The sequence below is a fragment of the Rhodococcus sp. 114MFTsu3.1 genome (assembly GCF_000383555.1).
Lineage (GTDB): Bacteria > Actinomycetota > Actinomycetes > Mycobacteriales > Mycobacteriaceae > Rhodococcoides > Rhodococcoides fascians_E.
On the sequence record NZ_KB911545.1, the window covers coordinates 395,854 to 411,623 of the forward strand.

Below are 15,770 nucleotides of genomic sequence, written 5' to 3' on the forward strand. Positions count from 1 at the left end.
TGTGACCATAGATTTGGAGTCATGGCTTACAGTGCGCGGAAGTCTCCTTTGATTCTTCTTGCTCGACTGTGGGCCAGGCCGCTCTGGTGGGCCGTTTCGGTGAGCGGGCAGTCCGACGTAGTGCGCGCCGACGTAGATCGGTGGATCGACTGCATCGGCAACGACGCACTCGTACCGCTCGACGAGTATTCGCGCTTTGCGTATCTTGCCGGAGCGCTGAAGGAATTCCGCAACGTGATGCACTATCGCCTGCGCGAAAGCCCGTTACCTCTCCGGCTGGTAGTGCGCGTCGCCTATCGGCCGGATCCGACGATCGTCCTCGACTCCGAGTCGATCGGGCCAGGATTCTTTCTGCACCATGGAACAGGAACGATCCTGTGCGCCACCTCCGTGGGACGCAACTTCTGGCTGAATCAGCACGTGTCCATCGGATGGTCCACGAAGGGGCAGCCCACCATCGGCGACGACGTCACGGTTGCAGCCGGCGCAGTGATAGCCGGGCCGATCACCATCGGAGATGGTTCGACGATCGGCGCGAATGCGGTGGTGGTCAGGGATGTAGCCCCGGGCAGTGTGATGGTTGCCCCGATGGCCCAGCCGCTGGAGAAGTAGGCCATGCCTCGATCGCTGGCCGGGTTCACCGGTGCAGGCTACGACAAGGGCAGGCCGCTGTTGGTTCAGGCTCTGTGGTTGACGGTGTCCACTGTAATTCTGGGACGGTGGTGGTGCCCCAACTCGGTGCGGGTCGCCACGCTTCGGGCGTTCGGGGCACAGATCGGCCCCGGTGTTCTCCTCCGCCACGGAGTACGGATCCATTGGCCGTGGAAGCTCAGCATCGGCGCCGACTCGTGGGTGGGCGAGGACGTCTGGATTCTCAACCTCGAACCAGTGAACATCGGTGCGAACACCTGCATCTCTCAGGGAGTCTTGCTGTGCACCGGTAGTCACGATCGCCGCTCGCCCACATTCGAATTCGACAACGCACCCATCACCGTCGGAAGCAGCGTGTGGATCGCCGCTCGAGCAACGGTGCTGCGCGGGGTCACCATCGGAGACGATGCGACGGTCGGGGCCACCGCGCTCGTCACTCGTGATGTCCTACCAGGCGCAGTTGTTCTCGCACCGCCGTCCGCGGACATGACCTCGCCGACGAACTGATGCGCATTCTTCACGTCGTCACCCTCATCTCGAAAGACGGCGCCTACGGCGGCCCCGCGAGGGTGGCGTCGAATCAGGCGGACGCGCTGGCCGTCGACGGGCACGATGTGACGATCGTGGCGGCGGGGCCCGCGCAGCACTCGAGAGCGTCCGATTTGACCGTGCACCTGTTCGAACCACGAAAACTGTTGCCGCGAATCGGCTTTGCCGGGTTGTCTTCACCAGGTCTGCTGCGGTGGATCATTCGCGAGGGCAGAGGGTTCGACGTGGTGCACGTGCACCTCGCCCGCGATCTGGTGACGCTTCCGGCGGCAATCCTGTTCCGTGCCCTGGGGGTCCGCGTTGTGGTGCAGACCCACGGCATGATCGATGCGAGCGACAACGCCCTCGCCAAGCCACTCGATGCACTCCTCACCAAGCGGGTGCTGCGATCGGCATCTGCGCTGTTCTACCTCACCCCGCGCGAGCGATCCGACCTCATCGACGTCGCCGGCCCTGGTCTTGCTCTCGTGGCGCTGACCAATGGGGTCCCGGAGCTACCGGAACGGGTCGGCTCCGACAGCGTCGAAGTGCTCTTTCTCGCCCGACTGCATTCACGTAAGCGGCCCGAACTCTTTGCGCAGATGGCCGAGGTGCTGGTACCCGAGTTCCCGACGGCGGCATTCACCCTTGTCGGGCCGGACGAAGGCGAAGGTGCGCAGATCGTGCGAGCTCAGCACGTTCGCTGGGAGGGAGCGATCGCGCCGTCGCAGACCGCAGCACGTATGCGTCGAGCATCGGTGTACGTGTTGCCGTCCGTCGACGAGCCGTATCCCATGGCGGTGCTCGAGGCCATGGCCGTCGGGTTACCCGTCGTCGTCACCGACAGTTGCGGACTTGCACCGGAAGTCGCGAGCATCGGGTGTGGAATGGTCGTGCCCGGTGACGATGTGGATGCGCTCGTCGGTGCGGTTCGGAAACTGCTGAGCAGCAATGCACTTCGCGACGAGATGGGGACGAGAGGACGCGCCGAGGTGCGTCGACGATTTGGAACCGCAGCGGTCGCGCGCACTCTCGAACAGCATTACGAGGGGGAACGCAGTCATGTCTGATCGGATCTCGAGCAAGGGCGTCCTGGTTGCGGCCGCGGTAGTGGTCGTAGTGGTCGCTGCGATCATCGCAGGTCTGTACTACGACTCGACCCGACAGGACGAGGCCGCTGACGAGGCGCAGCCCGCCTACACGCCGCCTGCCGGTGCGGGTGGGCCCTCGGCCGTGTTCATCGGCGACTCGTACACCTCCGGTGCCGGAGCGAGCGAACTCACCGAACGATGGACATCGCTGCTGGCATCCACGAACTTCTGGAACGAAACCAACTTGGGCATCGGGTCCACCGGATACGTCACCGCCGGAACAGATTGCGGCGCAACGCGCTGCGAGAACTTCGGTACCGTCGCCACCGAAGCCGTCCAGCTCGACCCCCGCATCGTCGTGGTGTCGGGAGGGAACAACGACTTCGAGGCCTTCGTCAACGATCCAACTCCCGTCGTCGACGCGATCTACAGAACTTTCGGCACGCTGCGCGCAGGCCTACCCGACGCTCGAATCGTCGCCGTCGGCCCCTCCAGCGCAGGTGAAGTTCCGCCGTTCGTGACCGCATTCGACAATGTCGTCCGCGACGCCGCCACCGCGGTGGGCGGCCAGTTCATCTCCCTCGTCGATCCCACCGACGTCATCACCGAGGACATGCTCTCCCCGGACGGCCTCCACGTCGACGACGAAGGACACGCGGCAATCGCCCGGCATGTATCGGAAGCGCTGAAGTAGTGCGCTCACATGTAGCTGTCCGATAATTGCCCGCCGTAACTGCGGATTCGGCCGGATGGGCCACCGCGTCGCTGACCCGGTCGCAAACACTGTCGCCGAGTACGTGTCACCCCGGTCGCGGGCTGACTAGCGGAGTTTCAATGTGAGCCTGGGGTGCGTGTCGATCTTGCTGAAGTCGACATCCGTCTCCGTCGAACCCGTCATGTCGTAGGAACGCGACTTGTCGGAATCGACACTCGGGGCCAAGTCGACCGACACCTCGGCATCGGTACCGTCGAACTGCAAAACGATCATCGCTGTGCTGGTGCCGCTCCCGGTGCGCAGTGGGATGCGTCCCTCGACGCGAGTGTGCCCATTACTGGTCTCCGCGGTGACCGCGAGGTCGAGGTGAGAACGCCGCTTGCTGCCGGACAGGGCCTCGACAAGCGCGGGGTCGGTTATCTCGAAACTCCACGAGCGACTGGTGACGGCTTCGCCGCGGCTTTCCCCGACAGGTTGAAGAGTCCATTCGGCGTTAGTGTTCCCGTCGAAGCTTCTCAACTCCTCAACTGTGTCAGGAATCTGCTCGGGAAGAAGCGGATGACTGACCGAGATGTTCAACTGGGCATCCAGGGCGCTCGAGTATCGCTGCAGAGTGGACAATTTGGGGTCGCTTGTCTCGTTCTCGAAACCGGACACAGTCGGCTGCTTCACGCCCATCAGCTTCGCCATGTCTATTTGCGTCAAACCCTGCTGCTTGCGCAACCCTACGAGCGCGTCGATGATCCCATGAACCTGCCGAGCGGCATTGTACGCATCTCGGTACTCCGGATTGTTCCGAAACATACTGTCTCGGTGCGAAACAAGGTCGTCCGGGGGAGTGCGTTTGCTCGCAGAATGGGGTTCCGTCATGGAAATTCCTTGTCTAGGGTTCGGCCCATCGTGGGGCTTCGAGACGGCAGCTCGGCTGCCGGGGTGGCGCCATGTCCGAGGCGCCACGCCTTCATTCGTTTTCGTGCTCGCCCGGTGTAGCGGGTCGGCAGTTTCTGCTGGTTCTTCATGAATGCCACCAGCCCGACGTAGTGGGGACCCCATCTGATGAAAATTATTCGATACTGGTTGTTCAGATGCCGGCAACGCAGCTCGTACAGGTCCTCGTCGATCCGTTTGACACTGTTGCCACGAGACTGATTGTCCAGCAGTCGTTCGGCCGCCACGGTGAGTACTGCTTGTGCTGCGATAGGCAGGTCGCAGAATTCCTCGAAAGCGATGCACCGCGTGTTTGGCGATGTATCGAACCAGAACCACCGCGCCGTCATGTGTGATCACCGGCCGTCGAACAAGGCAACACCGAGCGCAAGGTCACGAACCCTCCCCTGAGAGCCAACAACTGGAGTGAGCAGAATAGCCCTCGGCGGCGGGGTGCGCAGGGAAAACTGAGAACGTCCGCAGTCGGTGGTGGAGGCGCGTGTGCGCGTGCGATCATGCTCCTCGGCTTTCGGTAGTTCCAATGACAATGCATCATTATAGATCCTGAGCTATATTTGTCGCAACCGTTATCGTGGTGTGGATCGGTGGCTGGGTTCTCGAGAGGGTGTGCGAGGTGAGCTGGAAGAACTTGCTCGAGGATGCAGCGTCGTCGAGGGATCGCCGGGAGACCGAGCGACTCGCGGCGGCCGTGTGCATCGCCGTATGGGCAGTATGTCCCGAATCCCTGGAAGCCGATCGTCCAGGCGGATTTCCCCGTGGACGCCCGAGCAAGCAGGTAGTTCGCGATGCCGCAAAGCTGTTGCTACGCACGGATGGGGATGACACCGACCGCAACGAGACGACCCATGTCATCGGTTTGATCGGAGCTTTGACCTACCCTCAGGAATCGTTGCCCGACGACGGCGCCACAGACGAGCTCGCGGAGTCGCTCGACAATTGCACACGCGCCGCGGAGAGTGCACTTCGCGCGGGTGACGCAGCGCTGTCCGTGATAGCGATTCTCAGCCATGTCGATGCTTTGCGGAGAGTTGGACTGAGCGACGAGGCGGTCGAACGGGCCCACGACGCATTGGACATCCTCGACGCGGCCGGGTTCACTCGCCAGCTCGGTGAATCCCTGTTCGGCATAGCACCTTTCCTGCCGCAGAACCTCGGAGCGCAGCTGCGGTTCAGAACGCACCTTGTGATTCACAGGGCGTACATGGACGGCGATCGACTGGAGAACGCGCTCCGCGAGGCCGACAAAGCGCGGACGGCGGCGGAGGCATACATTGAAATCGACCCTGCCAATGTGGCGTGGACCGTCACTCTGGCCGCGGACGTTCATCGGCGACGCGGTGACATCGCACAATTCTTGGCCAGCGAAACGGAACTGGGCGAACTGATCGAGCTGTACCCGTCTTCGGCGACAATTCGACGGTATCGGTCGGCATGCGTCAGCGCCAACGCAGGTCGTTTACGTGATTATGCACGCGCACAAACCGCACGATACGAGAGACTCCACACACGGATCGAATCGGATCTCGGTGCAGGTGCGGCGTCTCCGACGCCGACTGTTGCCGAGTTGATGAGTGCAGTAGAGCAGTACAGGAGCCTGGGCTCCAAAGCGTCGCTGACGTGGTTGGGTAACACTGTCTACGACATCTCGGCGGGGTACGCGGAGGCTGGGAAGATCGATCGCGACCGTGCGACTGCCGACTATGCAGCGTCGCTACTCGATGTTGTCGAGGCCGCATGGGACGGATTCGCACTCAACGGCCGTTACTCGGTCATACTTTCCAAGGCCCGGTTGCACCTGTTGCGGGGTCGGCCATGTTCGGCCCGGCACGTGGACGACTTGTTGTTGGTGAACACCAAGGCAAAAAGGGCCGGCACGCGTTTCAATGCACTCCGAGTCGCAGTCTTGTACACATTTCCAGGTGATCCCGGAGTGCGTGCGAGGCTGGATGAACGGACCGCCGATTACGATGCCGAGACTCAGGCTGTGGGTTTCGCACGTCACGCGGGGCTATCCGCAATCTGGTGGACGCGTAAAGCTCGAACGTCGAATGTGAAGCTGGATTGGCGAACAGCGGAATCCGAGTCGCTGCGTGCGGTGCAACTGCTTCGGCCGGATGCCGTGAGTATCGACCTGGAACTCGAAGCCAGATTGTGGATAGCTGCGGCGGACGCCAGTGCACGGTTGGGGGCGCCTGATCACACGACACTGGATCGGAAGGTCCGAGCCGTTCGATGCGTTGCCGAATTGATGATCACGATTTCCACCACGGAGAACCGGCAATCGATGGCCGAACGATTCGGTCTACTTTTCTCCGAGTCCCTCGAACTGGCAGCTTCACTGGCGGATTTCGCTGCGGCCGACCACATCATGGAATCTGCGCGTCGCGACCGAGTAGGCTTGCTCCTCGCGGAGCTGGCCAAAGACGAGCGGGTAAGTGTCGAGATCCGTAAGTTGGCGATGTCGTTGAAGGACGCAAGCGAAGCCACACCTCTGGGAAAGAACGAGAACACTTCGGCGCGTGAGCAGAGATCGACTCGGCGTGACGTCGCCGAGCGCTCGTCGGCGATCGTCGCAGACCGGACCGGCGCGCTGCGCGTTGCCGAGTCGGTGCTCGGCCCGCTCGGCGCGCTGTGTAACCCGTTGCGCCTCCGAGAGGCCACACCTTCCTCGATTCTCGACGGGCGTCCTACAGCAACCACGGCGGCGGTCCTTCAACTCATGCCTGTCCGCTCGGCTGGGAGTGTCGACGACATCGATCCGGATGAGACCCAGAAAGTGTTTCGTAGGTTGACGATTCGTGAACCGAACGGCGATCTCAGTGAATTCTTGGACTCGGTCGAAGTGCCTTCCGCCGACATCGGCCGATTCCCCGACGTCCATCGGGTCGATGCGGAATGGGATTACTACGACACACTGCTCCTACCCGAAGAACTTCGGGCCGTTCTCGACGGCGCGACCGAGCCGATCCGCTTGATCGTCGTGCCCACCGGATTTTTCCACGTCGCGTTCGAATCGTTGTATGTCAACTCAGGAGTCAACGTACTCGATCGTGCAGTAGTGAGCATTCATAGTTCGCTCACGGGCGCATTGTCGTTGATGGAACTGAAGAAGTCTGGTAGCACGAGTCCGTCGGTCGCGGTGTACGACATCGGTGACGGTGGCCTCCGGCATGCCCGGGTAGAGCTTGCGGCCCTGCAGGACCACCTGGACGAGGTTGTTCCGGTCAAGACCCTGAACGAGCTTCGATCCGAACTCGGCCGCACGAGCGACGACGCACATTCGATTCTGGCAATGGCGGTGCACGGCATCGCGGACGAGGAAGGCTGGGGTCAGACCAAGGTCCTCCCGGACGGCTCTACAGTCAGCGCTGCTGAGTTGCTCGGTTGGTCCGTGCCTCGATTGTGCGTCATCGGTTCGTGCGACACCCCGATCATCGCCACCGGCAGCGGTGAACTCGGTGGTTTTCCGCTCGCCTTCATGCTGAGCGGCGCTACGACCGTCATCGGCGGTCTGTACAAGATCAACGACAAGTCGACCAGTGAGATCATGGCGAACTTTTGGGATCTTCTGGCCACAGAGTTGCCAGCGGTCGTCGCTTTGAGGCAGGCGAAACTGCGGTGGATCGATGCCGATCCTGCACGGCGCTCTCGGCCGAAGTTGTGGGCGGGCCTGATCACCTATGGATCCCCGATCGAGTGAAGCTGAGACGCGTGTCTACGAGAATCTCGATGACACAAGCGGGCTGGACGCAGGGCTGCGCCCCGAACACGACTTCCGAGTCCGGGGCGCAGCTCGAATACCGCGTGCCCGCCTAGAAGTTGGGCACGTATCCGTCGACGTCGGCGTCGTAGGTGTACGAGTAGCCGTTCGTGTCGGAGTAGGTGGACGGGATCATGTTGTAGCAGTAGCCCGGATGGGCCGTCGTGGAAAACTCGTTGGGGCCGCTCTTGTCGCCCTTGACCCACTGCATCTGGGCGCAACGCACTTTGAGGTGACCTTGTTCAGCGGCTTCGGCGAACGCAGCCGCGTCATCACGCGTCTCTTGCATCACGCCGGCGTAGAAACTGGCGCCGAGGATGGAAATCGGCCACGGGAGGGCACCGATGGTTGCGTCGACAGCAGCTTCGGCGCTTGCTACCGAGCCGGTCCTCATGTAAACGTCAAGGCCCACAGTGGCTTCGATGCTCCAGTACTCGGTGCACAAGCGGGGACCGCAATCCACCCAGGACGCCTGGGTGCGATCGAACTTCTTCGCCTCGTCCGCGCTGGCCTCCGGAACGGAAACGAGCGCAGACGCGGCCGTCGCTGCGGCAATGGTGAGGAACGCGAGCGAATTCACAATGCGGTTCATCAGAACTCCTCTGTCTGTATGCCGGGATGCTTCCGTTGAGCGTCTCGACACACCGAACCATATAGGCAAAAGACGATATAGTCTAGAACCAATATTTCGAGATCGACGACCTGGGCTCGGCGTACGCTCCTGTCAATGCTGCGTCCGGGAAGCCGCGGGCCGACGAGGCGGCCCACTTCAAGCTTGCGCGGCAGCTCGCGGTGATGCAGGTCATATAAACTCGTTCACTGGAGGGGGTGCGTGGGTGCAGCCCGGGGATGTTTGGGGCGGAGAATTGAACACTGTGTGGGTGGACGAGTTGAGGCGCGAACTCGACGGAGTGGTCGGACGGTACGACTTGACTCGTGCGTGTCTTCAGTTCGCTGTGCGAGTATCTCCCGCGCAGGACGTCTACGGGGCGTTCGATGACGGGACGAGACGGGCTATCAAACGACTGGCGGGAGGCGTGAAGCAGGAAATCGTCCCACGCGTCGTGGTCGATGAGCTCATCGAAATTGTCGTCGAATGTGACAAACCCGGCTTGGCTGCATGGTTGATCGCGCGGTCGGTATCGGTCGCGTGCGGAGCGGATTTCTCAGGCTCGGCAAGTGCCCTGCCGGATGAGTACGTTCTTGCCCATTTGAGCCCTGTCATCGAGCCGAGTGGACCACTGCTGTCTTTGTACGGCAGCCTCAGTGGCTTGTCGTCGAGCGTGGGTGAAGAACGTGATCGCGCAAACCCGTCACGGGTTCCGGGTCTGGCGTTGTGGGTCGAAGGACCAGAGACGGAAGCGATCGAAGTGACCGTCGATCGAGTCGGAGGGCGCCGATTCGACGCGTGCGTGTCGGAGGATGGTCTTACCGTGGCGTTGGTTCAACCCAACGTCGACATCGGCGAACTGACCATCGATTCGTTCCCGGACTCGGAGTCCGAAACACCTGAGTTCTTCGGTGTACATCCCCAAAGTTTTCCCGCGCAGACGGAGAGGATCGATGAAGCACTGAAACTCGCGGACGAAAACGGCGCGACAATCTTGGTGGTGCCGGAGTTGTCCACGTTCGAGAACGCCGCAAGCGAACTGGCCGACAGAAAGTTCGACAACCTCCGGGTAGTCGTCTCTGGCAGTTACCACCATGTCGATGAACGCGGACAACAACGCAACTCGATTCAGACGCACTTCGTCGGTGAGCCGAAACTGACGCGCAAACACAGCAAGACCGGAATCTTCGCCTTGAAGGTCACCGAGGGTCTGCGTAAGGCGTTGGGAATCAACGAATTACGTCACGAGTGGATGGACGGACGCAAGATTCTCGAGCAGGTAGTACCGTCGTTCAAGGTCAGGGTCTTCATGGGGGAACGCGTCTCCTGCGTAGTGTTGATCTGTTCGGACTTTCTGGACAGGTCGGTCCAGGCCGCCATCGGCAAACTTCGTCCCTCTGTGGTTCTGATCAGCAGCATGACCCCCAAGGTGGATGTGTTCGTGAATCAGGCCGTCGGCTTGGTGGGGTCGTGTCAGAGTACGACGATTCTGGTCAACAATCCTCGGGCTTTCTGCGAGCTGGGAGCGGTGAGCGTCCTCCCTGTAGCTGACCGCAAGACGACGGTGTTGGAGGTTTCGATGAAGGGCGCCGGGTCCGTCGCACTGTTGAACACCCGTGCCAGAGAAATGCGGGTCGTCGGCGAAACCGCACGTTGAACGGACGGAAAGAAAATTGGCCTGGACTAGCACCATAGGTACTTGACCGGTACTGTACCACCTATGTCCAATACAACAGGTGTCGGTCAACCGTCGGCGTACGACCTGCTCGTCGAGTCCGCGCCGCAATTCGTCCAGGGTCGGGCGGACGACAGAACCGTGTCCCTCCTGGGGCAGGCGGTCGCGGACGTGCTCACCTCTGCGCCGACGGACAGGCAACTTCAAGAATTGGTAGAGACGTTCGAGCAGGTAAGGTCCACGATCTCATCGGATTCGGGAGGTGAGTGGAACGCGTCGATAGTGGGGTTCCTGGGCCTTCTCCGTCAGCATTTGCGCAACAGGCACGACCGTTCCGAAACCGCGAATCCTACGAGCGCCACGCTGCGCGCCAAGGTTCTCACCGCGTTGGAGGCCGGGTTCAGCAACCCCACGGCCATATCCGGTTTTGTGGATTCACCGGTAACGGTAGTTTCCCGCACGCTTCGGAAGCTGGTGGACGAAGGACGTGTCGAACGACGCGCGAATGAAGGTGCGAACGACGGGCGAGTCCGCAACTACGACGTGGTCTCACAGCCCGCACACACGCTGACAGGCCCTATGGGTGATCCCGACGAGGCCGAACTGAGTAGTATCGAGCCGTCGATCTTGATTCCGTTCGCGGAGCGCCAAATTCGGACCAACCCAATGACTGCCACCGAGCTCGTCCCAGATCTCGTCGCCGTCGGCCGTCGACAAGCTAATTCACCGAGCGACCGTGTAGCAGCACTGAGTGCAGCATCTGTGATCACGCGTGCAACTGCGCAACCGGACGCGGCGGGCCTAGCGAGCGATTTGGCTCAGGTCATGGAGGCTGTTGCGCGGGATTCAGCTGACAGCGTGCTGTTGGCCTGCGCGGCATATGAATCCGTTAGGTCTGGAATCGTCGCACGGGGGAAAACCAACCTCGACGAGTGGTTCGCAGAACTCGACGCGGCCGAACTCCATATCGCGCACCGCGAGGATGCAGCCGCATGCTTCCGGCGTGGCTGGATCGAGTACACCCGTGGTTTGCTCCACGGTCCGAGTAGCCCCGAGGACGCCGAATACCGATGTGGTCAAGCCGTCAAATTTTTCGAGAAAGCAGAATCCGACTACGGGCGATGCGCGAGCTTGATCTTGATAGCACGGTCTCTGCACCACCGTTCGGAAGGCATCGCTGCGGTCGAAAGTGCGGAAGCCGCTGTGAGTATTGCTCAGAAGCACAATTACGTACGGCTCCTCGCCGAAAGCTCCCTCTGGCTCGGTGAAGCGCTCGTAGACCAAGAGCGTGCCCGCGCACAGCGGTTGTTTCGGCTGTCGTCGGACAGTTTCAAGTTATGTGGAGCTCGTTCGTGGTACGCCGTTGCCGAATGCTCACGGGAGATGGCGTCAGCGTTGCAGGGAGATGGTTTCAGCGATGCCTCTCGGACTATCGCACTGTTGCAGAAGCTCGTTTCGCTGCGCGCATCCTTCGCGTCGCCGGAAGACGCAACTGACGGTGTGCTGCGGTCGTGGGCTTACGCGTGCATCAGCAGACGTATCGGCGTCGTAGCCCGTCATGTCGCGGGCGAACGTGACGCCGCGATCGAGTACCTGAGCCTTGCCGCGGAAATCTACTCAGCTCGGAGGGACGGGCGAGGACTGGCTCTTGCGCTCGCTGGGCTCAGCGCTGCCTTCGATGGACGGTCCCACCTCAGCACCACGAAAGACTCTTTCGACGAATTCCGTGACTGGCAGGGACTGGATGTCGATCCGGTGCTCGCCGACTACAAGGCGCTCGACAGAGACTTGTACGAGGCCGAACATCGTCCTACCGCCGAGCTGAAGGCTGTCTGACTCCACAACGTCTCAGTGCGCGTGTTGACGGGCGTCCACCAAGTCCGCCGCCTCCTTCAGGCCGAGGCCAGGGTGACGTTCTCGCAGCAGCTTGACGGCCTTCACACGTGACGGAGCTTCGGAGATCGCGTCGGCCACGTCATCGACCGGGATGGTGGCCGGGTCGACCCGCTGAATGCTGGGATGATGGGTTCGTCGACGAATCAGCTCCGTCACCTGGACGACGACGAGCAGTGCCCACGCCAGGACGAGGAAGATCTGCCAGGGCGACCGCTCGTCGAGCGCGCTGTCGATCACGCCGGGACCGATCACGGCCAGCAGTGCCAACATCAGAACTGGGCCCCACGTGTCGGCGAATGTGTTGTCGAACCATCTTCGCGTTCCCATGGGACCCAGCTTCACACGAGTGGCGCCGTCGATGCACGCGCCGAACCGCCGATCAGGCGAAGGGGCAGTTCACGGTGTACTCCCAGATGGTGTCCGCAGGGCCCGTCACCTTCACCAGAACGGACGTGTCGCCACCGGGCGGAAGAGCGACGACGGCGGAACCGGTGCCCTCGTTGATGTTGTCACCCACGGGGCCGATGCTCTGAACCAGGCCGCCCTGATAGAACACCTCGATGACGTCGGGAACGCTCTCGGTCTCGTAGTTGATGACGAACGACGCAGGCCCGGGCCGTCCCAAATCGTGATTGGTCTGGGTCACGCCAGGACCACCGGAGACCGTGCCCTGGTTGCACGGCTGGCGCGGAGCGAACGACCCGGTCCCCGGAAGGCTGTTGAGGATCGAGCTGCCGCCGTTGACGATGCCGGTGACACCGTCGACGATGTTGCCGTTCAGAACGCTGCTACCACTGTCCAGAATTGCGCTGCCGCCGCTGATGGCTCCGTCGGCGCTCCCGACCGATGGCTGCGCGGACACACCTCCAGGCGCGAGGAGAAGAGCGGCGCCGAGTGTCGCAGACGCAGCGATGGAACGTCGGATCAGTCTATTGCTCAACATGTTTGCTCCGCACACGTAGTTTCGAACGACAATGAGTGTCATCGGTCGAAACAATGCTTACAGGGGGCGAGCGGAACGGGTATCCGGCAATCGGATTACATACGAACGAACGACACGGAAACCATGGGGCATTCCGGGGTCAGCAGGTGGGGACGTCGACGGTGATGGTGGGGTCGTCGACGAGAGGCTGCGTGGGAACCAACGCTTCGCCCGGAACGGTGGGCTCCTCGACTTCCCATGTCACTGTGGAGGATTCACCCGGCGGGACGGTCACGTAGGCAGCCTGCACGGGATGGCCGAGTTCGACGCCGCCCTGAACGGCGAAGGCACTGAGCCCGTCGACCTTCGTGGAGAGGATCTTGGCGCCCTGGGTTGCGTACAGGTAGACGATGGACTCGTTGGTGCCGTACGGAACGCCCGGCTGGAAGGTGCTGGCGACGTACTGCGTCAGACCGTTCGGATCGACGGTGTTGGTCAATGTGGCTGTGACAGTCGACTTCCGGGTGGGACCGTTGCAGCTTTCCGCGGTGTAGGTGATGTCGCGGGCCAGGTAGTAATCCAGCTTGTTGCCGCCGGCGTTGTTGACGATCACATTGGCGTAGGGGACAGGCTCGGTCGGCAGTGCATGGCCGATCTTGGTCGCAGCCAGAATTTCCTGCTCCGCCGGGTCCGCGCTCCACACCGAGATGCGGCCTTCGCTTCCGGCGCGGCCGACGGCGTCGAGCAGCTGTCGTGTCGGCGCCACGCCCGTCGTCATCTTGGCGACGACGGCCGCTGCGATCTCCTGCAGGTACGCCTTGCGTGCGATCTGATCGTCCCCGAAGCGCGCGTACGCGGTGGACAGTGTCACCTCGACGACGTTGTCTCCGGAAATCACCTCGCCGTCGGCCAGAGTGATGGGTCCGGTGGCGTCGAGGATGTAACTCAGAGCAATCGGATCGGTCGCGATGGCACCGTTCAACTGCTCACCGGTCTGCTCCGTCCACATCGACGACCAGATCTGTCCCGCGTACGGGAAGTTCGGGCTCGCATTGGAATTGCGGAAGTCGACGGTGGTGTTGCGCGGCGCCCAGAGCGCGTTGTACTCCGGCCCGAGATCGATCGGCTGCTCGGCGAACTCCAACTCGTTGTTGGCGCCCAGGGTATCCACGCGAGCGGTGCCGTTGTCTGCCCTGATGATGCCGAAACCGCCCAGAAGACCGCCGGTTCCGCGTGCCTCGGCATTGGTCTGGAACGCCATGAAGTACGAGCGTGGTCCGTCAGCACCCATCATCGACGGAACCAAGCGGCTCGCGGTGTAGGTATTGGTGAGCAGCCCGGCAAGATCGTGCGTCTGGTTCTCGAGCTGGACCCTGGCGTCCTGCACCACTCCGAGAAACGCCGGATCCTCGATCGCCTGAGCCTGGGCGTACAGATCCTCCGCAGCGGCGGACGTCTCGGCGAGAACCGGCTCGGCATCTGTCAACGCCTGCAGGTTCACTCGCCCGCCGCCCTCGATGACGCTGTTGGGTGAAATACTCGCGCTCGCAGCGGACGCCGGTTCCAGCACGTCCACGGCGAGACCGTGCACGACATCGGCGATATCGGACACCGTCGCGAGCGGGCTGCCCAGGTAGGGAATTGCTCCCGCGACGGAGAACGGAATCGACGACGCGGCGTCCTGTGCCTTCTTCGCCGAGTCCGACGCCTCCGCCGCTGCGGCCTGCGCACCGGCGACATCACCGTCGAGCAGAGAATCCTTGGCCTTGTTGGCGGCGTCGCGCGTCGTCTCGAGGTTGGACTTCGCTGTCACGGCCTCGTACGCCAGCCAGGCCACGAACGCGACGACGAGCACGAGGACGATCACGACGGCCCACAGAATCGGGCGCTTCTTGCGCCCACGTGACGATGAGCGGGTCTCGGTACCGGTCGTCATGTCGCCAGAACTCCTGTGGGCTAGGTCGGTGAGCGTCACACCCTGAAAAATGTGACGATGCTCTGGAAGAGTAGCGATTAATTCACGTGAATGACATTTCAAGCAATCGAAACAATGCGCGAATCCGAGGAAAGGCCAACGCGTTAGCGTGATCGTAACGTGATGGTGCTTACATACGACATTCGAGTCGAGTTTCGGCAGACGTACGAGTTGGGGTGAAGAATCGGTGCAGGGCGACCGACTGGGTCGAAGTGGCGGTGACCCGTCACATTCGAATGCGGGAGTTGTAGCGCTCGGTTCGTGGGATGCAACAACCAAGGAAGTGTTCGACAAGATCGTCGCCGCAGGCACTCTCGCGGTGCTCGCTCCGGTGTTCGTGTGCTGCTGGGTCTACGCCAAGGTCACCGGTCCCTCGAAGGCTCCGGTGACCACGCTGCCCCGGCTCGGTCTCGGCGGTGAGGCGTTCGACCTGCTCAACTTCTCTGCCCCGGCTGACCAGCGGAAGACCCGGCCGCTGGTCAAGTACGGTCTGATCCACCTGCCTGAGCTGCTCAACGTACTGCGCGGAGACATGAGCCTTGTCGGTCCACGGCCCCGGCCGGTACGGACATCACAGTCGCAGCTGCCGATCGAGGTTCGGCTGCGCCCGGGCATGACCGGACTCTGGATGCTCACTCCCCGGACCGAACTGACACCGCAGGACATTCACTCGCTCGACAGGACGTATGTGGAGTCCTGGTCGCTTTTCCGTGATATCCGCATCTTGATCCTGACGGCCGGCGCGGTTCGTTACGGCTGGAAAACGACCTGACCTCGTGTGATTTCCCGTCGAAAAACAAGCAAGTCGACCTTTTTCGGGATCATTTCTGAGGGTTCGCCGAATCCCGAACATTGAAATGCCCCGACATTTCCCGGCAAGTAGAGCAATTGCCGCCCGTCCACTAGTTTGTAGAGGGGCCACGAGAGGTCGAGGTCGTTTTTGCGACCCTACAGAACGACCGTATGGGTAGCTGAGTTGTCTGCGAAGCCGTCCGCAGT

Annotated in this window: 14 protein-coding genes; 8 read left to right on the top strand and 6 right to left on the bottom strand. The window is 61.9% G+C overall.

What is annotated here, in order from left to right; genetic code table 11:
• Window positions 1-21: 21 nt before the first annotated feature.
• From H292_RS0104885 to H292_RS0104900, 4 genes are read left to right on the top strand one after another with little or no spacing between them, the layout of a single operon-like run.
• A complete protein-coding gene (locus H292_RS0104885; RefSeq protein ID WP_027498614.1) occupies window positions 22-612 on the top strand; it encodes a serine acetyltransferase in 591 nt (196 codons plus the stop codon).
• Between the two features lie 3 nt (window positions 613-615).
• Window positions 616-1,158: a DapH/DapD/GlmU-related protein gene (locus H292_RS0104890; protein ID WP_020110651.1), complete on the top strand. Its 543-nt coding sequence runs from the start codon at window positions 616-618 to the stop codon at window positions 1,156-1,158.
• The gene (locus H292_RS0104895) at window positions 1,158-2,249 is read left to right on the top strand and encodes a glycosyltransferase (RefSeq protein ID WP_020110652.1); all 1,092 of its coding nucleotides are present in this window, start codon (window positions 1,158-1,160) and stop codon (window positions 2,247-2,249) included. The genes H292_RS0104890 and H292_RS0104895 overlap by 1 nt, the downstream gene beginning before the upstream one ends.
• The gene (locus H292_RS0104900) at window positions 2,242-2,964 is read left to right on the top strand and encodes an SGNH/GDSL hydrolase family protein (RefSeq protein WP_020110653.1); all 723 of its coding nucleotides are present in this window, start codon (window positions 2,242-2,244) and stop codon (window positions 2,962-2,964) included. Before H292_RS0104895 ends, H292_RS0104900 begins: the two co-directional genes overlap by 8 nt.
• 126 nt (window positions 2,965-3,090) lie before the next feature.
• On the opposite strand, the gene H292_RS27650 is transcribed toward H292_RS0104900, so the two are convergent.
• Both H292_RS27650 and H292_RS26780 read right to left on the bottom strand, forming a co-directional pair.
• Window positions 3,091-3,855, bottom strand: a complete 765-nt coding sequence (locus H292_RS27650; protein WP_196806154.1) for a helix-turn-helix domain-containing protein — start codon at window positions 3,853-3,855, stop codon at window positions 3,091-3,093.
• Window positions 3,852-4,262 (bottom strand): type II toxin-antitoxin system RelE/ParE family toxin, encoded by a 411-nt coding sequence (locus H292_RS26780; protein ID WP_020110655.1) that lies wholly within the window; start codon window positions 4,260-4,262, stop codon window positions 3,852-3,854. The genes H292_RS27650 and H292_RS26780 overlap by 4 nt, the downstream gene beginning before the upstream one ends.
• A 284-nt stretch (window positions 4,263-4,546) precedes the next feature.
• On the opposite strand from H292_RS26780, the gene H292_RS0104915 reads away from it, so the two are divergent.
• Window positions 4,547-7,633: a CHAT domain-containing protein gene (locus tag H292_RS0104915; protein ID WP_155949761.1), complete on the top strand. Its 3,087-nt coding sequence runs from the start codon at window positions 4,547-4,549 to the stop codon at window positions 7,631-7,633.
• Between the two features lie 112 nt (window positions 7,634-7,745).
• On the opposite strand, the gene H292_RS0104920 is transcribed toward H292_RS0104915, so the two are convergent.
• Complete coding sequence (locus H292_RS0104920) at window positions 7,746-8,285, bottom strand: hypothetical protein (RefSeq protein ID WP_020110657.1); 540 nt, start codon at window positions 8,283-8,285, stop codon at window positions 7,746-7,748.
• 289 nt (window positions 8,286-8,574) lie between these two features.
• Here H292_RS0104920 and H292_RS0104925 point away from each other — a divergent pair, with 289 nt between their 5' ends.
• Together H292_RS0104925 and H292_RS0104930 are read left to right on the top strand one after the other, a co-directional pair.
• On the top strand, window positions 8,575-9,960 hold the full coding sequence (locus H292_RS0104925; protein WP_020110658.1) for a hypothetical protein: 1,386 nt from the start codon (window positions 8,575-8,577) through the stop codon (window positions 9,958-9,960).
• Between the two features lie 63 nt (window positions 9,961-10,023).
• Window positions 10,024-11,814 (top strand): hypothetical protein, encoded by a 1,791-nt coding sequence (locus H292_RS0104930; RefSeq protein ID WP_020110659.1) that lies wholly within the window; start codon window positions 10,024-10,026, stop codon window positions 11,812-11,814.
• Between the two features lie 12 nt (window positions 11,815-11,826).
• Here H292_RS0104930 and H292_RS0104935 read toward each other — a convergent pair whose 3' ends face one another.
• The 3 genes from H292_RS0104935 to H292_RS0104945 all read right to left on the bottom strand — a co-directional run bounded on the left by H292_RS0104935 (window position 11,827) and on the right by H292_RS0104945 (window position 14,732).
• A complete protein-coding gene (locus H292_RS0104935; protein WP_020110660.1) occupies window positions 11,827-12,201 on the bottom strand; it encodes a hypothetical protein in 375 nt (124 codons plus the stop codon).
• Between the two features lie 52 nt (window positions 12,202-12,253).
• Window positions 12,254-12,859: a hypothetical protein gene (locus H292_RS0104940; protein ID WP_020110661.1), complete on the bottom strand. Its 606-nt coding sequence runs from the start codon at window positions 12,857-12,859 to the stop codon at window positions 12,254-12,256.
• A gap of 97 nt (window positions 12,860-12,956) precedes the next feature.
• Entirely contained in the window at window positions 12,957-14,732 is a 1,776-nt protein-coding gene (locus H292_RS0104945; protein ID WP_020110662.1) for a DUF4012 domain-containing protein, read from the bottom strand.
• 322 nt (window positions 14,733-15,054) lie between these two features.
• Between H292_RS0104945 and H292_RS0104950 the strand changes: the two genes are divergently transcribed.
• Window positions 15,055-15,543 carry a sugar transferase gene (locus H292_RS0104950; RefSeq protein ID WP_179278567.1) on the top strand — a complete coding sequence of 163 codons (489 nt, stop codon included), beginning with the start codon at window positions 15,055-15,057 and terminating at the stop codon, window positions 15,541-15,543.
• Window positions 15,544-15,770: the final 227 nt, after the last annotated feature.